At 57.8% G+C, this 17,488-nt stretch carries 15 protein-coding genes; 3 read left to right on the forward strand and 12 right to left on the reverse strand.

Annotation, left to right across the window (positions count from 1 at the left end):
* Positions 1–42: 42 nt before the first annotated feature.
* From NKH41_RS25035 to NKH41_RS25055, 5 genes are all read right to left on the reverse strand, one after another.
* On the reverse strand, positions 43–567 hold the full coding sequence (locus tag NKH41_RS25035; RefSeq protein ID WP_023721587.1) for a hypothetical protein: 525 nt from the start codon (positions 565–567) through the stop codon (positions 43–45).
* A 202-nt stretch (positions 568–769) separates the two neighbouring features.
* Positions 770–1,171 (reverse strand): adenosylmethionine decarboxylase, encoded by a 402-nt coding sequence (speD, locus tag NKH41_RS25040; RefSeq protein ID WP_084642945.1) that lies wholly within the window; start codon positions 1,169–1,171, stop codon positions 770–772.
* A gap of 88 nt (positions 1,172–1,259) precedes the next feature.
* A complete protein-coding gene (locus NKH41_RS25045) occupies positions 1,260–2,867 on the reverse strand; it encodes a methyltransferase domain-containing protein (RefSeq protein ID WP_023721589.1) in 1,608 nt (535 codons plus the stop codon).
* 10 nt (positions 2,868–2,877) lie between these two features.
* On the reverse strand, positions 2,878–4,002 hold the full coding sequence (locus tag NKH41_RS25050; RefSeq protein WP_352466335.1) for an NAD(P)-dependent oxidoreductase: 1,125 nt from the start codon (positions 4,000–4,002) through the stop codon (positions 2,878–2,880).
* A 361-nt stretch (positions 4,003–4,363) separates the two neighbouring features.
* Entirely contained in the window at positions 4,364–4,627 is a 264-nt protein-coding gene (locus tag NKH41_RS25055; protein WP_031194737.1) for a hypothetical protein, read from the reverse strand.
* Positions 4,628–4,970: 343 nt separating this feature from the next.
* Between NKH41_RS25055 and metH the strand changes: the two genes are divergently transcribed.
* Positions 4,971–8,780, forward strand: coding sequence for a methionine synthase (gene metH / locus NKH41_RS25060; RefSeq protein WP_352466336.1), 3,810 nt, complete (start codon positions 4,971–4,973; stop codon positions 8,778–8,780).
* A gap of 313 nt (positions 8,781–9,093) precedes the next feature.
* On the opposite strand, the gene purU is transcribed toward metH, so the two are convergent.
* The 6 genes from purU to NKH41_RS25090 form a co-directional block, all read right to left on the reverse strand.
* A complete protein-coding gene (gene purU / locus NKH41_RS25065) occupies positions 9,094–9,978 on the reverse strand; it encodes a formyltetrahydrofolate deformylase (RefSeq protein ID WP_031194740.1) in 885 nt (294 codons plus the stop codon).
* Between the two features lie 10 nt (positions 9,979–9,988).
* Complete coding sequence (gene folD / locus NKH41_RS25070) at positions 9,989–10,876, reverse strand: bifunctional methylenetetrahydrofolate dehydrogenase/methenyltetrahydrofolate cyclohydrolase FolD (RefSeq protein ID WP_023721594.1); 888 nt, start codon at positions 10,874–10,876, stop codon at positions 9,989–9,991.
* 165 nt (positions 10,877–11,041) lie between these two features.
* Positions 11,042–11,863 (reverse strand): 3-methyl-2-oxobutanoate hydroxymethyltransferase, encoded by an 822-nt coding sequence (locus NKH41_RS25075; protein ID WP_023721595.1) that lies wholly within the window; start codon positions 11,861–11,863, stop codon positions 11,042–11,044.
* A 45-nt stretch (positions 11,864–11,908) separates the two neighbouring features.
* The gene (locus NKH41_RS25080) at positions 11,909–12,214 is read right to left on the reverse strand and encodes a putative quinol monooxygenase (protein ID WP_023721596.1); all 306 of its coding nucleotides are present in this window, start codon (positions 12,212–12,214) and stop codon (positions 11,909–11,911) included.
* Positions 12,215–12,226: 12 nt separating this feature from the next.
* A complete protein-coding gene (locus NKH41_RS25085) occupies positions 12,227–12,541 on the reverse strand; it encodes a MocE family 2Fe-2S type ferredoxin (RefSeq protein ID WP_036245547.1) in 315 nt (104 codons plus the stop codon).
* A 37-nt stretch (positions 12,542–12,578) separates the two neighbouring features.
* The gene (locus tag NKH41_RS25090; RefSeq protein ID WP_023721598.1) at positions 12,579–13,589 is read right to left on the reverse strand and encodes a sterol desaturase family protein; all 1,011 of its coding nucleotides are present in this window, start codon (positions 13,587–13,589) and stop codon (positions 12,579–12,581) included.
* Between the two features lie 339 nt (positions 13,590–13,928).
* Here NKH41_RS25090 and NKH41_RS25095 point away from each other — a divergent pair, with 339 nt between their 5' ends.
* Both NKH41_RS25095 and NKH41_RS25100 read left to right on the forward strand, forming a co-directional pair.
* Positions 13,929–15,167: an ROK family transcriptional regulator gene (locus NKH41_RS25095; protein WP_023721600.1), complete on the forward strand. Its 1,239-nt coding sequence runs from the start codon at positions 13,929–13,931 to the stop codon at positions 15,165–15,167.
* Positions 15,168–15,180: 13 nt separating this feature from the next.
* The gene (locus NKH41_RS25100) at positions 15,181–16,362 is read left to right on the forward strand and encodes an NAD(P)/FAD-dependent oxidoreductase (protein WP_352466337.1); all 1,182 of its coding nucleotides are present in this window, start codon (positions 15,181–15,183) and stop codon (positions 16,360–16,362) included.
* Between the two features lie 109 nt (positions 16,363–16,471).
* Here NKH41_RS25100 and NKH41_RS25105 read toward each other — a convergent pair whose 3' ends face one another.
* Positions 16,472–17,455: a Gfo/Idh/MocA family protein gene (locus NKH41_RS25105; protein ID WP_023721602.1), complete on the reverse strand. Its 984-nt coding sequence runs from the start codon at positions 17,453–17,455 to the stop codon at positions 16,472–16,474.
* Positions 17,456–17,488 lie beyond the last annotated feature (33 nt).

Consider the following 17,488-nt stretch of genomic DNA (forward strand, 5'->3'; position numbering starts at 1 on the left):
GTGAAAGCCCCTGTTCGAGCTTTCCGAAGCGCACCAGATCGTTCAGCGCGGAACGGATTTGCGGCCAGGGGAATTCGGAGCATTCCTCCCAGCCTCGCCCTTACGCAATACAGCGTCGAGCTTGCCCGCCACACCAGCAAGAGTGGTGGCGGGGGGTCGTTGAGAACGCTTCCAGCAGATAGTCAGCCCGCTCACCTGTGGCGCCTTGTCACCACGGGCGAGACGGGCGCGCCGGTGCTCACGCGACACCGCAACGCTGGCGGGATGGATGGCATAGGCCTCGATGTCGCGCGCCCACAGCCAACGCGCCAGCCAAAAGCCGACGCCGGCCGCCTCACAGGTGACGGCGATGCGCTTGATCGTGTGCCCGGCTTCGTCGCGCCAGCGCTGCAGCAGCTTCAACAGTGATGGTGCGGCAGCATCGATCTTCTTGAGGGGCTGGCGCTTGAGACCCGGTACGAGCGCGGCGACGAGCCACTTCGCCTTGCTCATTTCGATGACGGCGATGACCGTGTTATCCTGTTCAAGAGCGGTAAGGGACCGGCTCGCGTCAAAAGACTGCGACATGGGGTGCCTCCTTCTGATGGTGGATCCAACAGCGCCTAAGGTGCCCCACTCTCGCCGCTCGCCCCATAGCGTCTACTCCCCACTTTTACGGTGATCGAGCAGCTCTGATCTTTCTTCGCCTTGGCGGCCGCCGGGATGCAGTGCCCGAAATCACGGGCGCCTGACGCACGAGATCGACGACGCGCGATTGATGAATCGAAAATTAGCGCTCAAGCCCCTTGAGCCAACGTTCGGAGTCGATCCGATCCGGTTGAGAGTATTGGTCGGCATTGTCGGCTCTGCCGCGGGCAAGCAAATACTCGACGACACGGATCGGCTTGAACTCTTCCTTCAGAACGGCAATAGCCTCTTTGGGGCGGGCCCGGCCACACATAACCACATCTAATGCCGCATAGCTGTGCTCTGGCCAAGTATGGATACTGATGTGAGATTCCGCCAATAACAGTACGCCTGAGACACCCTCGGGTGAAAACCGATGGAAGTTTGAAAAAAGTATAGTGGCTCCAGCGGACTGTGCGCTTTTCGTAATGGCTGTTTCGATAAAAGCGGGATTGCCAAACCTGTGCCGCCGAACAGATCGACAATATAATGGGCGCCAGCGCAGATCACGCCGTTAACTGAAACAAAGCTACCTGCACCGCCTTCGCGATTGTGCGACATGCTAAAAGCTCCAAAATATCGAAGGAGATCGCTCAGCTATTTTTCTGGCCGACCCAAACGAAAATGGCGTCGTAAAGTGGGTCCCGCTGTATCTCGATACGACGGCATTCCAGCGGGGTGAGCCCCGCATTCTTCATCGCGCTGGCTATCAGTTCGATGCTCAAATACGAATTGTCGTGCCCATCCTTCTGCGCAAATGACTGCCGCCTTGCCCAATCCGCTCCGATAGTTCGGCCCGTGGGTGCAAGGTGATCAGCGATGTGCTGGAAGCAATCGTCGTACGCGTCAGCTGTCCCCGAAATCGCTAGATTACCGAAGGCAGTGATCAAGTCGTATCGGTGGCTGTCCATCCAACTTGGCCACCGCTTCAGGCAGTCGAAAATCAAGAACTCGGCAAAGCGCTCGCGAAGCTGGTTGACCGAGTGATTGGATATTTTGAAATGATCGGCTACCCAACCGTAACACTCAGGAAGCGGTTGATTGCTCCGTACGAAGTTCGCTAGCACGCTAAGGGCTTCAGGCGCGATGTCGCAGCAAGAGAGGCGATTGACTCCCTTGGTTGGGAGATACCAGAACAGCGTCGAAGTTCCAGATCCCAGATCGAGAGCATTTCCCATAACGCCCCATTCCGCCATCGCCTTCAAAATATCCTCGGCCCCTTGGCCCTTGATGAAGGGGCCGGAGAAATACTCCGTCAGATAGGTCTCAAAATAAGCTCGGACGGACGGACGCATTGGAACCAACTGCAGGTCTTTCGTTCGAAAGGCATCACGGTCGTTCTGGAACCCTCGGCCGAGTTCCCACATAACCCCGGACGGGGGGAGCTGATCGTCCCGAATGTCGGTAGTTGCGCTGAGAAGAAAAATCATTCGGGCGTCGTTCGGCTGGTACCAGTTGCGTCCGTAGTCGCCGAACACCTTTTCAACCTTCAATCCAGCATCGACGCAGAGCGCCGTGAACTCGTCGACGCAGTAAGGCCTAAGTCGAATGGTCGTCTCGGTCTCGTCGATGGCCGTCTCAGTGTCACGAATGTGTCTGAACGACACGTCGACTGTGCCGTCACAATTGTGTTGCTGCATACGATGACGAGACAACGTGAGCCTGGCGGCTAGCGGGCGCGTCCACTCAAAGCGCCAACTGCCATCAGGGGCAGTAGGATCGAAATAGTCTGGCTGGAGGTAGGCCTGTTCTGGCCTGACCTTTGCGAAAGACGATAGGTCGATCATCAATGTCCCATCGTCCGAGAGGTGCCGTCGCAGCGCTTTGAGCGACTGCCGCGCCTGGGACAAGTCTACCAACAGCTGAAATGCCTCTCGGGGCACGAGGATAAGGTCGAACCGCTCTTCGAGGTCCAACGTCCGGAGATCCCGAACGAGTGCTGACACATTGTTGAAGCCGAGTTTTTCAGCCTTTTCTGTCAGCCGTTCGACCATAGCCGGTTCGTTGTCGACAGCGACTATCGAACATCCGCTTCGAGCCAAATTAAGCGCGTTACGCCCGACCCCACACGGAATCTCAAGGACCGAGCGCGTAGAACCACCAACAAGACTGGCGAGAAAAGCATGGTCTACAGTGTCCGTATATTCGACATCGTAGTACGCGGCCCGTTCTTTATATGATATCTTATGCCGCATCGCCATGGCCGCCCCCTCACGCGGATTTCTTGGCCAATGCCTCGATCAAGGCAAAGTCGCTAATCACGTGCGGATGGATGATCTCACCGTTTTCAACAAATTTGCCCTTTTGGGAAACCGAGTCCTGGAAATCCTTAAGGAAAATCGATTTGCCGAGACTAATAAGATAACGCGTATGGTTTGTGGTTGCCCCGATCGACGCCGTCTGATGCACGTGAGCTGGCATTACGGGATCCTTGTAGTGCCAAACGCCATGCACCTTATATGGTGCCGCGCCCATCCAGGTGAATGTATGGGCCGTCGGGATGTATCCTGCTCCATAGCCGCAAGTGACGTCGATGATCATCGAGCCTTCCTTCATCTTCTTGACGAGTTCGTCTGTGAGCATCGCTGGTGTATCGTAGGTCGAAATCAAAGTCGCTCCGATCACCAGGTCGGCGTCGGGTATCTCTCGCTCCAGGGCTTCTTGCGAGACAATCAGGCATTTGACGTTCGAGGGAACGGTCGCCTCAAATCGGCGGAGGCTTTCCTCGCGGTAGCCAAAGACAACAACTTCGTTTCCGAGACCTGCGGCTGTTCGAGCAGCTGCTGCGCCGACATTTCCATGCCCGATGACGACGACTTTCGGCGGCTTCATCCCCGGTAGGGAAGCCAGCATTATGCCGAGCCCTCCCTGCGTCGATAGCAGGTGATGGGCCCCAAAGAGCACAGCCAATTTCCCGCTGATCTCGCTATCGGGCGTCATGAGCGGAAACGAACCATCTGCGGCCTGAAAGTACTCATAGCTATAGGCTGTCACCCCATGCTCGCGCAGGTGGTGCGTTAGCTCGTAGTTTTCGCCTGGGTAAAAGTATGCGCCAATATGCAGCGGGCGGCACAGGTACCGCCGTTCGGCGACGCTCGGAAACTTATATTTCAAGAGGAATGGAGAAACTGTCCAAGCCTCGTCTGTTGAAACGATTTCGCCCCCTGCCGCCTTGTAGTCCCCATCAAACGCTCCCGAGGCGGCTCCGGCATCATGCTCAACGTAAACCTTAAAACCGGCCTCGACAAACTGTCGAACACCTTGCGGAAGCATGATAACCCGCTTCTCGTTGTCGCGGGTTTCTTTCAGGATAGAGACCGAGGGTTTATCCGTCATATTGGTACTCTTCATTTCGAGATTTTGTAGAAGTGTCGCGCTAGGCCCCTGACCTGCGTCCTGGTTAGATTCGAGCTGTTTCGTCGCGTTTTAGGAATAGCGTCAGCCGCACCAGCAGACTGAGAATTCCCACCTAACGCTGCGAAAGCGTTAGCGGACGATGCAGGGCTTTCATTCGGCAGGAGCCTGCAGCAGCGCTTCGTCTGATCTTCTCAACCTTCCGCATTCTCTTCCTCCCGAGCCCGCTCATAACGCTCAGCATTTCCTGACCGATCTCCGTCGCCTCGACGCTTGCGGTATGGGAAGCTCTGACCCGAGCTCTCGCCTGATATTCCCGCCCGCGGTCCCTTCACGTCCAACCTCAGACGGCGAGACAATGCCGACTATTGTGTTTCGCCCGATCGTCAATGAATTGCTTCAACTCGGCTCGCCACATAATCAGTCCCCGTGGCTCGGCATGGTACGCCTGCAGATCTTCAGCCATCTTCAGTTGCTCCGAGCAATTCAGGCGAATTGCCATCGTCATCTCCCTTGGTTTGCGGGCAATTGCCGTCACGATGGCTTCCCAAAGTTGATGTGCAAGTGACGTGCCATCCTGATGATGTAGCTCCGCGCTGATACTCAAGTTGGGCCGGCCGCCTTCTCCCCGCGCGCGTCTTCTTTTGTTGCTTTGAGGGCTTCGCACGAAATGCAAAACGTTCGACTATAATGCGTCCGTTCGATAGTGGACAGTTTGGGCCAAAGGCCACAATATTGTTTGCATCGGTCGAGACACATGGGAGCGGCGCCGGCTTGAGCGCTGCCGCCCAAGCCGCTTCGAGAGCATGCCGCTCATCCATCTCATCTGCTTTTGGACCGATTTTGACACAAAACTTTCTCTCCGGTGCGCGACACCCAGGCTGGAGCGCGTATGTTGACATAAAGATGTCTTTATGTGAATGGACACTACTGTCGTCTTGAGGATGAAAATGTCGCAGAATTCTGCATCGCTGGACGCATTGTTCGGCTCCGTCGCGGCAAAGCCCGACGAGTCGGAAGTGCTTGCGGCGCTGACGGCAGCGGCGCGTGAGCGCATCCTCATCCTCGACGGCGCCATGGGCACGCAGATCCAGGGGCTGGGTTTCGATGAAGATCATTTCCGTGGTGAGGCCTTCGCCGGCTGCGCCTGCCATCAGCAAGGCAACAACGATCTTCTGATCCTGACGCAGCCGAAGGCAATCGAGGAGATCCACTATCAATACGCCATCGCAGGCGCGGATATCCTCGAAACCAACACCTTCTCCTCGACGTCGATCACCCAGGCCGATTACGGCATGGAGGATGCCGTCTATGCGCTGAATCGCGATGGCGCGCGGCTGGTGCGGCGCGCCGCTGTTCGTGCCGAGCAGCAGGATGGCAAGCGCCGTTTCGTCGCCGGCGCGCTGGGGCCGACCAACCGCACCGCCTCGATGTCGCCCGACGTCAACAATCCCGGCTATCGCGCCGTGACCTTCGACGAATTGCGCCTCGCCTATGGCGAGCAGCTGCGCGGCCTGATCGATGGCGGCGTCGACATCATCCTGATCGAGACGATCTTCGACACGCTGAACGCCAAGGCGGCAATCTTCGCAGCAGAAGAGGTCTTCAATGAGAAGGGCGTGCGCCTGCCGGTGATGATTTCCGGCACCATCACCGATCTGTCCGGCCGCACGCTGTCCGGCCAGACGCCGACCGCCTTCTGGCATTCGGTGCGCCATGCCAGCCCCTTCACCATCGGCCTCAACTGCGCGCTCGGCGCCAATGCCATGCGCGAGCATCTGGCCGAGATATCAGGCGTCGCCAACACTTTTGTCTGCGCCTATCCAAATGCCGGCCTGCCCAATGAATTCGGCCGTTATGACGAGAGCCCGGAATTCATGGCCGCGCAGATCGAGGATTTCGCCCGCGAGGGGCTGGTCAATATCGTTGGCGGCTGCTGCGGTTCGACGCCTGAGCACATCCGCGCCATCGCAGAGGCGGTGCGGAAATATCCGCCGCGCACCATTCCCGACATCGTGCGCAAGATGCGCCTGTCCGGGTTGGAACCGTTCACGCTGACGGATGAGATTCCCTTCGTCAATGTCGGCGAGCGCACCAATGTCACCGGCTCAGCCAAGTTCCGCAAGCTGATCACGGCGGGCGACTATGTCGCCGCGCTCGACGTGGCGCGCGACCAAGTCGCCAATGGCGCGCAGATCATCGACATCAACATGGACGAGGGACTGATCGATTCGAAGAGGGCGATGGTGGAGTACCTCAACCTGATCGCCGCCGAGCCGGACATCGCCCGTGTTCCTGTCATGGTCGACAGTTCCAAATGGGAGATCATCGAAGCCGGCCTGAAATGCGTGCAGGGCAAGCCGCTGGTCAACTCCATCTCTATGAAGGAAGGCGAGGCGGCATTCCTGCATCATGCCAGACTCGTGCGCGCCTATGGCGCGGCGGTGGTCGTCATGGCCTTCGACGAGGACGGCCAGGCCGACACCAAAGCGCGCAAGGTCGAAATCTGCACCCGCGCCTACAAGCTTTTGACCGAACAGGCCGGCTTCCCGCCCGAGGATATCGTCTTCGACCCCAATGTCTTCGCCATTGCCACCGGCATCGAGGAGCACGACAATTACGGCATCGACTTCATCGAGGCGACGGGAGAGATCACCGGGACGCTGCCGCATGTCCATATCTCAGGCGGCGTGTCGAACCTGTCCTTCTCGTTCAGGGGCAACGAGCCGGTGCGCGAGGCCATGCATGCGGTGTTGCTTTACCATGCTATCCAGGCGGGCATGGACATGGGCATCGTCAACGCCGGACAGCTTGCCGTCTACGAATCCATCGATCCCGACCTGCGCGAAGCCTGCGAGGATGTCGTCAACAACCGTCAACCGAAAGGCGGCGGCACCGCCACCGAACGCATGCTGGAGATCGCCGAACGCTTCAAGGGCACGGCGGGCCAGGAAGCCAAGGAGCGCGACCTCGCCTGGCGCGAATTGCCAGTTGCGCAGCGGATCAGCCATGCGCTGGTCAACGGCATCACCGAATTCATCGATGCCGACACCGAGGAAGCGCGGCTGGCCGCCGAGCGCCCGCTGCATGTCATCGAAGGCCCGCTGATGGCCGGCATGAACGTCGTCGGCGACTTGTTCGGCGCCGGCAAGATGTTCCTACCGCAAGTGGTGAAATCGGCGCGGGTGATGAAACAGGCGGTGGCCGGCTTGCTGCCGCATATGGAGGCCGAGAAGCTGGCCAATACCGCCAATGGCATCGACAATGGCGAACGCCAGACGGCGGGCAAGATCCTGATGGCGACGGTGAAGGGCGATGTCCACGACATCGGCAAGAACATCGTCGGCGTCGTGCTGGCCTGCAACAATTACGAGATCATCGATCTCGGCGTCATGGTGCCGGCGGCAAAAATCCTGCAGACGGCGCGAGAGCAAAATGTCGACATCATCGGCCTGTCCGGCCTGATCACGCCCTCGCTCGACGAGATGGCGCACATGGCCGCCGAGATGGAGCGCGAAGGCTTTGACATTCCGCTTTTGATCGGCGGCGCGACGACCAGCCGCGTGCACACGGCGGTCAAGATCCACCCGCGCTATGCGAAAGGCCAGACCGTCTACGTCACCGACGCCAGCCGGGCGGTCGGCGTGGTGTCGTCCTTGCTGTCGAATGACAGCAAGGCGAAGTATGTCGACACGTTGCGCGCCGAATACAAGAAAGTCGCCGACGCGCATGCCCGGTCCGAAGCCGACAAGCAGCGGCTGCCGCTGGCCAAGGCGAGGGCCAATGCGCATCGGATCGATTGGTCTGAATATGAGCCGCCGAAGCCGTCCTTCACAGGTGTGAAGGTCTTCGAGAACTGGGATCTCACGGAACTCGCGCGCTACATCGACTGGACGCCGTTCTTCCAGACCTGGGAGCTGAAAGGGCGCTATCCCAAGATCCTCGAAGACGAAGCGCAAGGACCCGCCGCGCGCCAGCTGTTCGAGGATGCGCAGGCGATGCTGAAGCAGATCATCGCCGAAAAATGGTTTGCGCCACGCGGCGTCATCGGCTTCTGGCCGGCCAATGCCACCGGCGACGATATCAGGCTGTTCACGGATGAGGGGCGATCGCAGGAGCTGGCGACCTTCTTCACGCTGCGCCAACAACTGACCAAGCGCGACGGCAAGGCCAATGTCGCATTGTCGGATTTCGTCGCGCCGGTGGACAGCGGCAAGCCCGACTACATCGGCGGCTTCATCGTCACGGCCGGCATCGAGGAGGTGGCGATCGCCGAACGATTTGAGAGGGCCAATGACGACTATTCGTCGATCATGGTCAAGGCGCTGGCCGACCGCGTCGCTGAGGCCTTCGCCGAGCGCATGCACGAGAAGGTGCGCAAGGAGTTCTGGGGCTATGCGGTCGACGAAAAGCTGGCGCCGGACGAGCTGATCGGCGAGCCCTATCGCGGCATCCGCCCGGCGCCCGGTTATCCCGCCCAGCCCGACCACACCGAGAAGGCCACACTGTTCCGGCTGCTCGACAGCGAGCGCAATGCCGGGGTGAGCCTGACCGAAAGCTATGCGATGTGGCCCGGCTCGTCTGTGTCGGGGATCTATCTGTCGCATACCGAAAGCTATTATTTCGGCGTCGCCAAGGTCGAACGCGACCAGGTTGAGGACTATGCACGCCGCAAGGACATGCCGCTCGCGGAAGTGGAGCGCTGGCTCGGACCCATTCTCAACTATGTGCCAGCGCACTATGCCGAGGCTGCGGAGTAGTGGCGGCAAGCTCTGCCGTCTTACGCTCCGAGCCGCAACTGCCGTTTCTGTATCATGGAAATGAGGTCCCGGATAAACGCTCAGGTCATAGGAATGTCAGCTGAGGCACAATTTCCATTCACGCGTTTCCGGCCGCCTCAGCGATGGCCATATCCCTCGCGCGCAGGAAGACGCTCTCCATCCGCCAGTGCTCGTTGGTGTAGCGGGGGTCGTGTGCCCATTCGTCCCAGCCATGATTGCGGCGGAATTCGCCGAGCAGGCCGGAAGCTGCAAATGACCTTTCCGAAAAGTTTGCGACAGAACCTTTCTATCGCTACCCCATTCGTTCTGAGGCGAACGAACCGGGTGATGGTGGAAATACAACCGTCTTGTTCCCGTTTAGGAAAACTCGGCCATGGATGTGGGCGTGTATCGCCCGTGCCAAGGCCTGTGCTTCAACGTCACGACCCAAGCTGACGTAATCCTCATTGGACTGCGCATGTGTCACCCGAATGATGTCTTGCTCAATGATCGGCCCCTCATCTAGATCGGCAGTGACGTAATGAGAGGTCGCGCCGATCAATTTCACTCCGCGTTCATACGCTTGCTTGTAGGGATTGGCGCCCTTGAACGAAGGAAGAAACGAATGGTGGATGTTGATAATGCGGCCGGACATCTTCCGACATATTTCATCCGAGAGAACCTGCATGTAGCGAGCTAGAACGATCAGCTCGGCCTTGGTCTCGGTCACTACAAGCATCTGCTGGGCTTCCGCTTCGGCTTTATTTTCCTTCGTTACCATGATGCAGTGAAACGGAATGTCGTGATTCACCACGACCTTTTGATATTCCATGTGATTGGAGATCACCGCCACGATATCGATCGGGAGAGCGCCAATGCGCCAACGGTAGAGGAGATCGTTGAGGCAGTGGCCGAAGCGAGAGACCATGACGATAACTCTTCGCTTCACGGCCTCGTCAAAGAATTCTGAATCCATCGCGAAGCGCGATGCGATTGGATCGAAGCCGACGCGGAGCTCGTCCAGGTTTCGCCCACCTTCAGACCGGAAGCTCACTCTCATAAAGAAGTTGCCAGTATCAACATCGTCAAACTGCGCACTGTCCGTGATGTTGCAAGTTTGATCAGCGAGAAAGCTGGAGATCGCAGCCACTATGCCCCTGGTGGAACGACATTTCACGCGAAGTGCAAATTTCGACATTGTTCGTTCCTCAGTTGTTTCGCGCCGCCAAGGTGTGACGGAATGCGGAAAGGGTATTCGCGAGCAAACACGCGATTGTCATCGGACCCACGCCGCCTGGGACAGGTGTAATCGCTTGAACGTGAGCAGCCTCTGCAAATGCGACATCGCCAACAAGGCGCGGCTTTCCGCCTTGGGTCACCCGATTGATACCTATGTCGACGACAACCGCGCCTGGCTTGATCCAATCACCTCGGATCATTTCTGCGCGTCCGACCGCGGCGACTAGAATGTCGGCCATCCTGCAGAGAGCCGGAAGTTCGCGGGTCCGCGAATGAGCGACTGTTACAGTGCAATTCTCAGCCAGCAACAGTTGGGCCATTGGTTTGCCGACGATATTGCTTCGTCCAACTATGATCGCGTGGAGACCAGCTAAATCGCCGAGACGATGCTTCAGGAGCAATAGGCAGCCGCGAGGAGTGCACGGAACGAACCCTTCTTGGCCGGTCGCCAGCCTGCCGGCATTCTGGACATGAAACCCGTCGACGTCTTTGGTCGGATCAATCGCGTTGAGAACCATGTTCGGATCAATCTGAGACGGCAATGGTAGCTGTACCAAAATGCCATGCACAGAAGGGTCCTGATTCAATTCATTAACGATTGACAACAGGTCGTCCTGATTGGTGTCGGCTGGAAGTTTGTGTTCAAAGGACGCCATACCCACCGCAAGCGTCTGACGGTGTTTGTATGCGACATAGACAGCACTCGCTGGGTCTTCTCCCACTAAGATCACTGCCAAGCCCGGCACTTTTCCGGTTGCCGATCTCAGCGCAGCTACATCGGCGGCAATCTGCGTGGTAAGGGTGTTTGCGACTGCTTTTCCGTCGATGAGCTTGCTGGGTTGAATGCCAACGGTCATGATTTTGCCTTTCGGTCTCGCGGGCGTCGAAGAATGCTGGACGCCGTGCCGGTACGACCAGCGCGGCTGCGATGGAAATCCCTGCGGACCGAGGGACAATTAGTCTATCTCAACTGAGAATAGATCGAAAAAGTGGATACTGATATTGAGACGGAGCAAGTCTCACTATCGAGATCCCAAGTGACTAAGAAAGGTTTCAAATTCAGCCTCCGGGATCGCCGCAGTGTGTTCGGGTCCGGGATAGGCACCGGAATAGATGTCAGCCCGGAATTCCCGGAATGCCGCGACGCGTTCACTATTCAGTCGGTCGAACTCGGCCTTGAAGTTGCGATACGCCTTGGCGTGGCGCGGAAGGCGGTTCCGGCCGTAGCCGAGCACGTCCTCTGCGAACAGGTACTGGACATCGCCACCTGAGCCCGAACCGAGGCTGAAGTAGATCATCGATGTGTTTTTGGCGAAGAACTCGGCTATCCGGCCGGGAACGACCTCAAGCTCAACAGCGAAACAACCGATTTCCTCGAGCCGTTTTAGTCGCTTCCACATCGTCAGCGCCTCTGATGCGGTCTTTCCGACAGCGCGCCAGCCGGTCCAGGTAACGTAAGATGGAATAAGGCCCACATGAGCGACAATCGGAATGTGATTTTCGCACATTGTCCTCTGGATATCGAAAGAAGCGGCACAATAGAAACAATCGCCCCCAATCGCTGTGTAGCGGTAAGCCGCCTCCAGGAATTGCTCGGCGCTGACCAGCAGCTTTCCGTCCACGGTTCCTTTCGTTGGCGGCGTCAGGCCGATCTGCACGAAGCACGCCCCCGCCGCCTCACGCATTTCGGGGGTGAAGTCCTTTGCCTCGATTGACAGGAGATCGATCCCCGCAGCGGCGGCGGCGGCGGCTTCCTCCGTGCTGGTGACATAGAGCATCGAAAGCTTTTCGCCCCGTCGCTTCTTCGCGCGTATGTCTTCGACGTGAGGTCTGTTGTGGTACATGATCGTGGGTCTCCGCGAAATGCGACTCCCTTTAATGAGTCTCGCTTACTCAACGGGTATCAGGAAGGTCAGGACTGAACCGGCACCCTGAACGAGGGTCCCAAGCTTGGCGTTCAATCGAGCGTTCTCGGGTGCGGAAAGGTGCGTCTCGAAGGCCGCCTGGTCCGCGTAGACCTCGTAGACGACAAACTTGTCTGGTCGACCGTCGACTTGGCGGCAGGCAAACGCTCGGTTCCCAGGTTCTTGCCGAACAATGCGCCCGTAGTCGCATAGCAAGCCGCGGACCTTTTCAACCGTCTCCGGAAGAGCCGTGACTTCCGCGATTACGGCTTTCGCGTTGATGTCGGTCAACGGATAGTCTCCTCAGACATCGATTATCACGCGGCCGCCTTCGACCTTAACGGCGTAGGTGCGCAGGTTATCGCAGGCGGGAGGCGTCTCGACCTCGCCGGTTGTGAAGTCGAAGACCGAGGCATGCTTGGGGCATTCCACCGTATTCTCCATCACCAACCCGTCGGCGAGGTGGATATTCTCGTGGGTACAAAGCCCGTCCGTGCAGTAATACTGGTCCTGATGATTCCGGAAGATTGCGAACGTCTTACCTGCATGGTCGAACCGTAGGCCGCCTTCCTCTTCCAGGTCGTCGGCTCCACAAACGTCAATCCAAGGCATCGTCACTCTCGCTAGATTTTGAGGCAACAGGGTTCGAGCGGGTTCAGGCCGATTTGTCCTTGAGGCGCTCTTTCTTGGCGCGGAAACGCGCCTTCATCCGTTCGTCAGATTCCTTCGACCCGTCGTGATAGGTGCCGAACATCCGGTCCACGGGGACGAGCCCCTCGCCTCCGTAATTCACCTCGAAATACTTATGGTGGAGGTAGTGCATATAGGCGTGGGTATCGAACCCCTGCTCATCGCTGGTCTCAACCGTGTCGAAACCGATGTGCCCAGGCACGGCGCCGAAACCCGCGAAGTGTAGCTGGTAGAGTGCAATGACGGGGTTTGAGGGGATAACGAAGTGCCAGAAAACCACCCCGAAATAGAGCAAGTGCTCAATGGGATGCATCGATAGCGATGACCACGGGCTGGGATTTATGGAGTTGTGGTGCACCGAATGGACGTATTTGTAGAGCACTGGGACGTGGATCAGCCGGTGGATGCAATAGAAGTGGAAGTCGTGAATTATTGGCACCACGACAGCCACGACCCCGAGCCACACAGGGTGCTCGGCGAAGTTGAGCCAGGGTATGTATCCATTCGCGGAACTCCACAGCATCAAGACCTGCAGGCACGTCCATATCGGTACACCGATCAGCAGCGACCGCAGCATATTGTCGAGGGTCTGCTTATTGAACCAAAATACATTTGATTGCTGATCCGCCGGGAACTTGTGGTTGTACTTAAATCGGTTCCCCTGCCGACGGCGAACGTAAAGCGGCAACTCCCAGCTTTGGTACCAGAGAAAGGCCAGGATGAGGTTCACCGCCAGCATTTTCAGCGACCAACCCCATGCAAAGTTCTGCAGGACTGCGGCGTCAGGGACAACCAGCTGCCAGTAGGCGAGTGCCGAGACCATGAACAGCAGGTTGTACGGAAAGAAGTAAGATGGAAGCCACTTCAGAAGCTTCTTTGGATTGGGAGGGAAGAGCCATATTGGCGCCGGCTCCAACAGCTCGTTGGGAGCCCAATCGCCGCGCTTGCTGCGCGTTCCAAACTTAAGATCGTCCATCGGATGCTCCTTTCGATCTCGCCCCGAAAGGCCCGATCGGCCTACAACATGCCAATATTCCAACAAATGGTCAATAACTAAATCCGGTTGATTTACAAAAAAAATCATGCCAGATTTCGGCCGTCGATCCTACGGCAAGCTGACGGGTGGAAGACGAAGCACTACGACCGCATTCACGCGCTCAAAGGGAGCCTCAATTGGGATATCAGACGCGGCGGGCACTGGCGCGATGGCATCGCGGGCGTTCTGGACGTCAAGACCGGCCAGCAGTAACGAGAAGGGCGCCATGATAACCGGCGTTTCCGATCTTAACGCCCCTGAAAACGCGAGCTGTATCTAATGTCAGTCGACAGCACCTTCAACGCATTCGTAGGCAACGCGACGCACCGTGGCGGCAACCAGATAGGTGTCAAACACTACAATGAGCGCTTAATCCTTAGTCTGATCCAGGAGGCTGGCGCGCTTTCCAAGGCCGAGATCGCGCGCATTACACATTTGTCCTCGCAAACGGTCACGATTATCGTAAATCGCCTCCTCAAGGAAGGATACCTGCGGAAGAAGGACGTAATCCGCGGCCGGATTGGTCAGCCTTCTACTCCGATCGAGATTGCACCGGATGGAGCGATTTCGATCGGGGTCAAGATTGGCCGCCGCTCCTTGGATCTGCTGGCTCTATCGTTCGACCGCCGGGTGATTGCTAAGAAAAGCTTTGCCTACGATGCCCTCGACGCGGACGTCGTCTCGGGCCTGATGGGAACAGCGTTCGACAGCCTGAAGGATGATTTGAGCCGCGTCCAGAAATCCAGACTCGTGGGCGTAGGTATTGCTGCTCCAACGGCGATCGAGTCTGGCATAGCCGTCATCGGTGATCCTGGCGGTGCATCCCCACGCTGGCGGGAGGCCGACATGGTCGCCAGGGTCGAAGAAACCTCCGGCTTGAGCGCCGTGGTGCTCAATGACGCTGACGCTGCTTGCTTGGCTGAGATTGATTTCCGGAGAGAGAACCGGAATCGGTCAATCGTATACTTTTACATCAGCACCTTGATTGGCGGCAGTGTTGTTTTGGAGGGCAATCTAATTACCGGCCACACCGGCAACGCGGGCGCGGTGGGTGCAATCCCTCTTAAACTTGGATCGCACAATAGGAGTCCAGCGCCCGCGCGGTTGAGTCAAGCCGCCTCCCTCAATCGGTTGGAGGTCCTTGCGGCGCAGCACAAATTGCCAATGAAGACGTTCCGTGAAGATGGTGGATCCGTCGCCAAGCTTGATGAACCGGCACTTGCCTGTTTCGATGAGTGGTGCGATCTGGCGGCGGATGCACTTGCTTTTGCGGCCATCTCTGGCACGAGCTTCATCGAAGCCGATAGTGTCGTTGTTGACGGCGTCCTCTTGCGACCTCTCCTCGATCGTCTCATCGTGAGCGTCCGGGAACGAGTGGCAGGCTACGATCTGGAGGGCATCATCATTCCTGAGTTCCGTGTGGGCTCGATCGGGTTTAACGCCCGCGCGATTGGCGCTGCTCTGGTTCCATTGAACGAACAGTTTGCGCCAGACAACAAAGTCGTTCTCAAGAGCTGAAGTGAAGGACCGCATGGCAGAGATAGCTATTGTCGGCGCCGGAGAATGCGGTGTCCGCGCCGCATTCACGTTGCGGGAACTTGGTTTTCAAGGGTCGGTAACGTTGCTGACTGCAGAGAAAGCTCTGCCATATGAACGACCGCCGTTATCCAAGACGATGCTAGCCAATCCCAAGGCCATTCGTGCCGAAGATGCCTATCCCGGAGCAGGGATCGAACTCCGACGTGGTGCGCTGGTCGAGTCTCTGGTGCCTGAGAGGCGGGAGATTCACCTCGCCGATGGCACGCTCTTGACGTATGATCAGTTGCTCCTTGCGACGGGAGCCCGTGCCAGATTGTTTCCTGGCCTTGAAGGCTGTCTCACACTACGAACCGATGTGCAGGCGCGGCGCATTATGCTGGAGTTCAGCAGCAATGCGCGCATCGGGGTCATTGGTGGCGGATTCATTGGCCTTGAACTCGCCGCGACTGCGCGGCAGGCAGGTGCCGAGGTTACGGTGATCGAGACCGCACCGCGCATTCTCGGACGCGCCGTGCCCGGGGCGATCGCCCAAATCGTTCACGCGCGGCACGAAACCGCAGGGGTCAAGATTCTGACTGGTACTGTCGTCACCGAGGCTGGAACGAACCGCATTGTGCTGGCCAACGGGATTGAACTGGAGTTCGACGCCGTTATCGCTGGCGTCGGGGCGATCCCTAATACCGAGCTCGCCGAAAAGGCCGGTCTGCTCGTGGATAACGGGATTGTTGTCGACAGCGCATTCCGAACCTCCGAACCCAATATCTTCGCCGCAGGCGACTGCTGCAATTTCGAGTGGCGAGGAGCCCGTATGCGACTTGAAAGCTGGAAGGCCGCACAGGACCAGGGTGCCCATGCCGCAGCAGCCATGCTCGGTGCCAGTGGAGAGTACCAGAAAGTCCCGTGGTTTTGGTCGGATCAGTTCGATCTGACTCTGCAGGTCGCAGGGCAGTTCGATCTAACCCGGGATATACATCACCGCGCAGCCTCCGGTGGGGTCCGCATCGTCTTTCAGTGCGATCAAGATGCCCGGGTCTCAGCGGCCGCCGCAATAGGACAGGGGAACACGGTCGCGAGGGACATGAGTGTTCTCGAGAAGCTCATCGAGCGCGGAACTGTGGTTGCGGCCAGTTCGCTGATAGACCCTGACTTTAGGATCAAGGGCTTGCTCAAGTAATCAAGTAATAAAGCCGCCGGAGGTCTACCAGCCCAAGCCAAGGTGCGGTCCGCGGCCGTCGTCGCGGCATCCGCTCCAGCACTTCTCGACCGAAATCAACTAAAATGCTCTATTCGTTCGGATAGCGCAGTCCGATTTGCGCCCTGATCGTATCAAGTGATTGCATTATCGACACGGTCTCGTTAGCAGGCATGATCTCACCGGACAATTTTCCAGCCGTCACAAGCCTCTCCATTTCGGCAGCTTCATATTGCATGCCACGTCCTGCTACCGACGACGAATACTCTTCTATCACCCTGTCATTCTTGTCGATGTGGCGAAATGAAGTTGGCGAATACCAGGTAGATGCAATCTCAACTCTCCCCTCGGTGCCGAGGATCGATGCAACATTGGGTCCGGTGTTGTCGAGACTGGAGATGGTGGTAGACAAAGCCCCGCCGGCGTGTTGGAAGATAGTTGCTACCTCAGCGTCCACTCCTGTCTCCTTAATCCGAGCCATCGAAACGATGTGTTCAGGCTCTCCGAGCACGTCAAAGGCGAACGAAATGGGGTAAATGGCGAGATCAAGCAGGGCGCCTCCGCCGAGTTCCAGAGCGTTGAGCCGATGATTGGGATCGCCAGGAAGGTCACGAGTATGATCGGCGATCACCGAATAGATCTTTCCAAGCACTCCTGATGCGATGATCTCCCGGATGCGCACCATATGAGGAAGGAAGCGCGTCCACATCGCCTCCATCACGACCAGGTTTTTCGCAGAGGCGAAATCAACGACATTGCGCGCTTCCCGTGCATTGATCGTGAATGGCTTTTCGATAAGCACGTGCTTGCCGGCGGTCAGCGCCTTAAGCGCGTTGTCGGCGTGCATCGGATGGGGTGTAGCCACATAGATAATATCGACCTCCGGGTCCGACAAAAGGTCCTTGTAGCTGGCGTGCGCGTTGGGAATACTGAAACGATTGGCGAACTTGTCGGCTCCTGCCTGTGTTCGAGAGCCGACAGCCGAGACACGATGACCGGCAAGCTGCAAATCCTGGACAAAGAGATCAGCAATCCAGCCGGTCGCTAGAATCCCCCAACGCAATTCGGCGTTCATTATCTTACCTCAAGGCTCGACTGTGAATTCAAC

The organism is Mesorhizobium sp. M1169 (genome assembly GCF_040318345.1).
Taxonomy (GTDB): domain Bacteria; phylum Pseudomonadota; class Alphaproteobacteria; order Rhizobiales; family Rhizobiaceae; genus Mesorhizobium.

Coding starts and splice junctions, on each gene's coding strand:
- NKH41_RS25035 (WP_023721587.1), bottom strand. CDS start 567: ATGTCGCAGTCTTTTGACGCGAGCCGGTCCCTTACCGCTCTTGAACAG.
- NKH41_RS25045 (WP_023721589.1), bottom strand. CDS start 2,867: ATGGCGATGCGGCATAAGATATCATATAAAGAACGGGCCGCGTACTAC.
- NKH41_RS25050 (WP_352466335.1), bottom strand. CDS start 4,002: ATGACGGATAAACCCTCGGTCTCTATCCTGAAAGAAACCCGCGACAAC.
- metH (WP_352466336.1), top strand. CDS start 4,971: ATGTCGCAGAATTCTGCATCGCTGGACGCATTGTTCGGCTCCGTCGCG.
- purU (WP_031194740.1), bottom strand. CDS start 9,978: ATGTCGAAATTTGCACTTCGCGTGAAATGTCGTTCCACCAGGGGCATA.
- folD (WP_023721594.1), bottom strand. CDS start 10,876: ATGACCGTTGGCATTCAACCCAGCAAGCTCATCGACGGAAAAGCAGTC.
- NKH41_RS25075 (WP_023721595.1), bottom strand. CDS start 11,863: ATGTACCACAACAGACCTCACGTCGAAGACATACGCGCGAAGAAGCGA.
- NKH41_RS25090 (WP_023721598.1), bottom strand. CDS start 13,589: ATGGACGATCTTAAGTTTGGAACGCGCAGCAAGCGCGGCGATTGGGCT.
- NKH41_RS25095 (WP_023721600.1), top strand. CDS start 13,929: ATGTCAGTCGACAGCACCTTCAACGCATTCGTAGGCAACGCGACGCAC.
- NKH41_RS25100 (WP_352466337.1), top strand. CDS start 15,181: ATGGCAGAGATAGCTATTGTCGGCGCCGGAGAATGCGGTGTCCGCGCC.
- NKH41_RS25105 (WP_023721602.1), bottom strand. CDS start 17,455: ATGAACGCCGAATTGCGTTGGGGGATTCTAGCGACCGGCTGGATTGCT.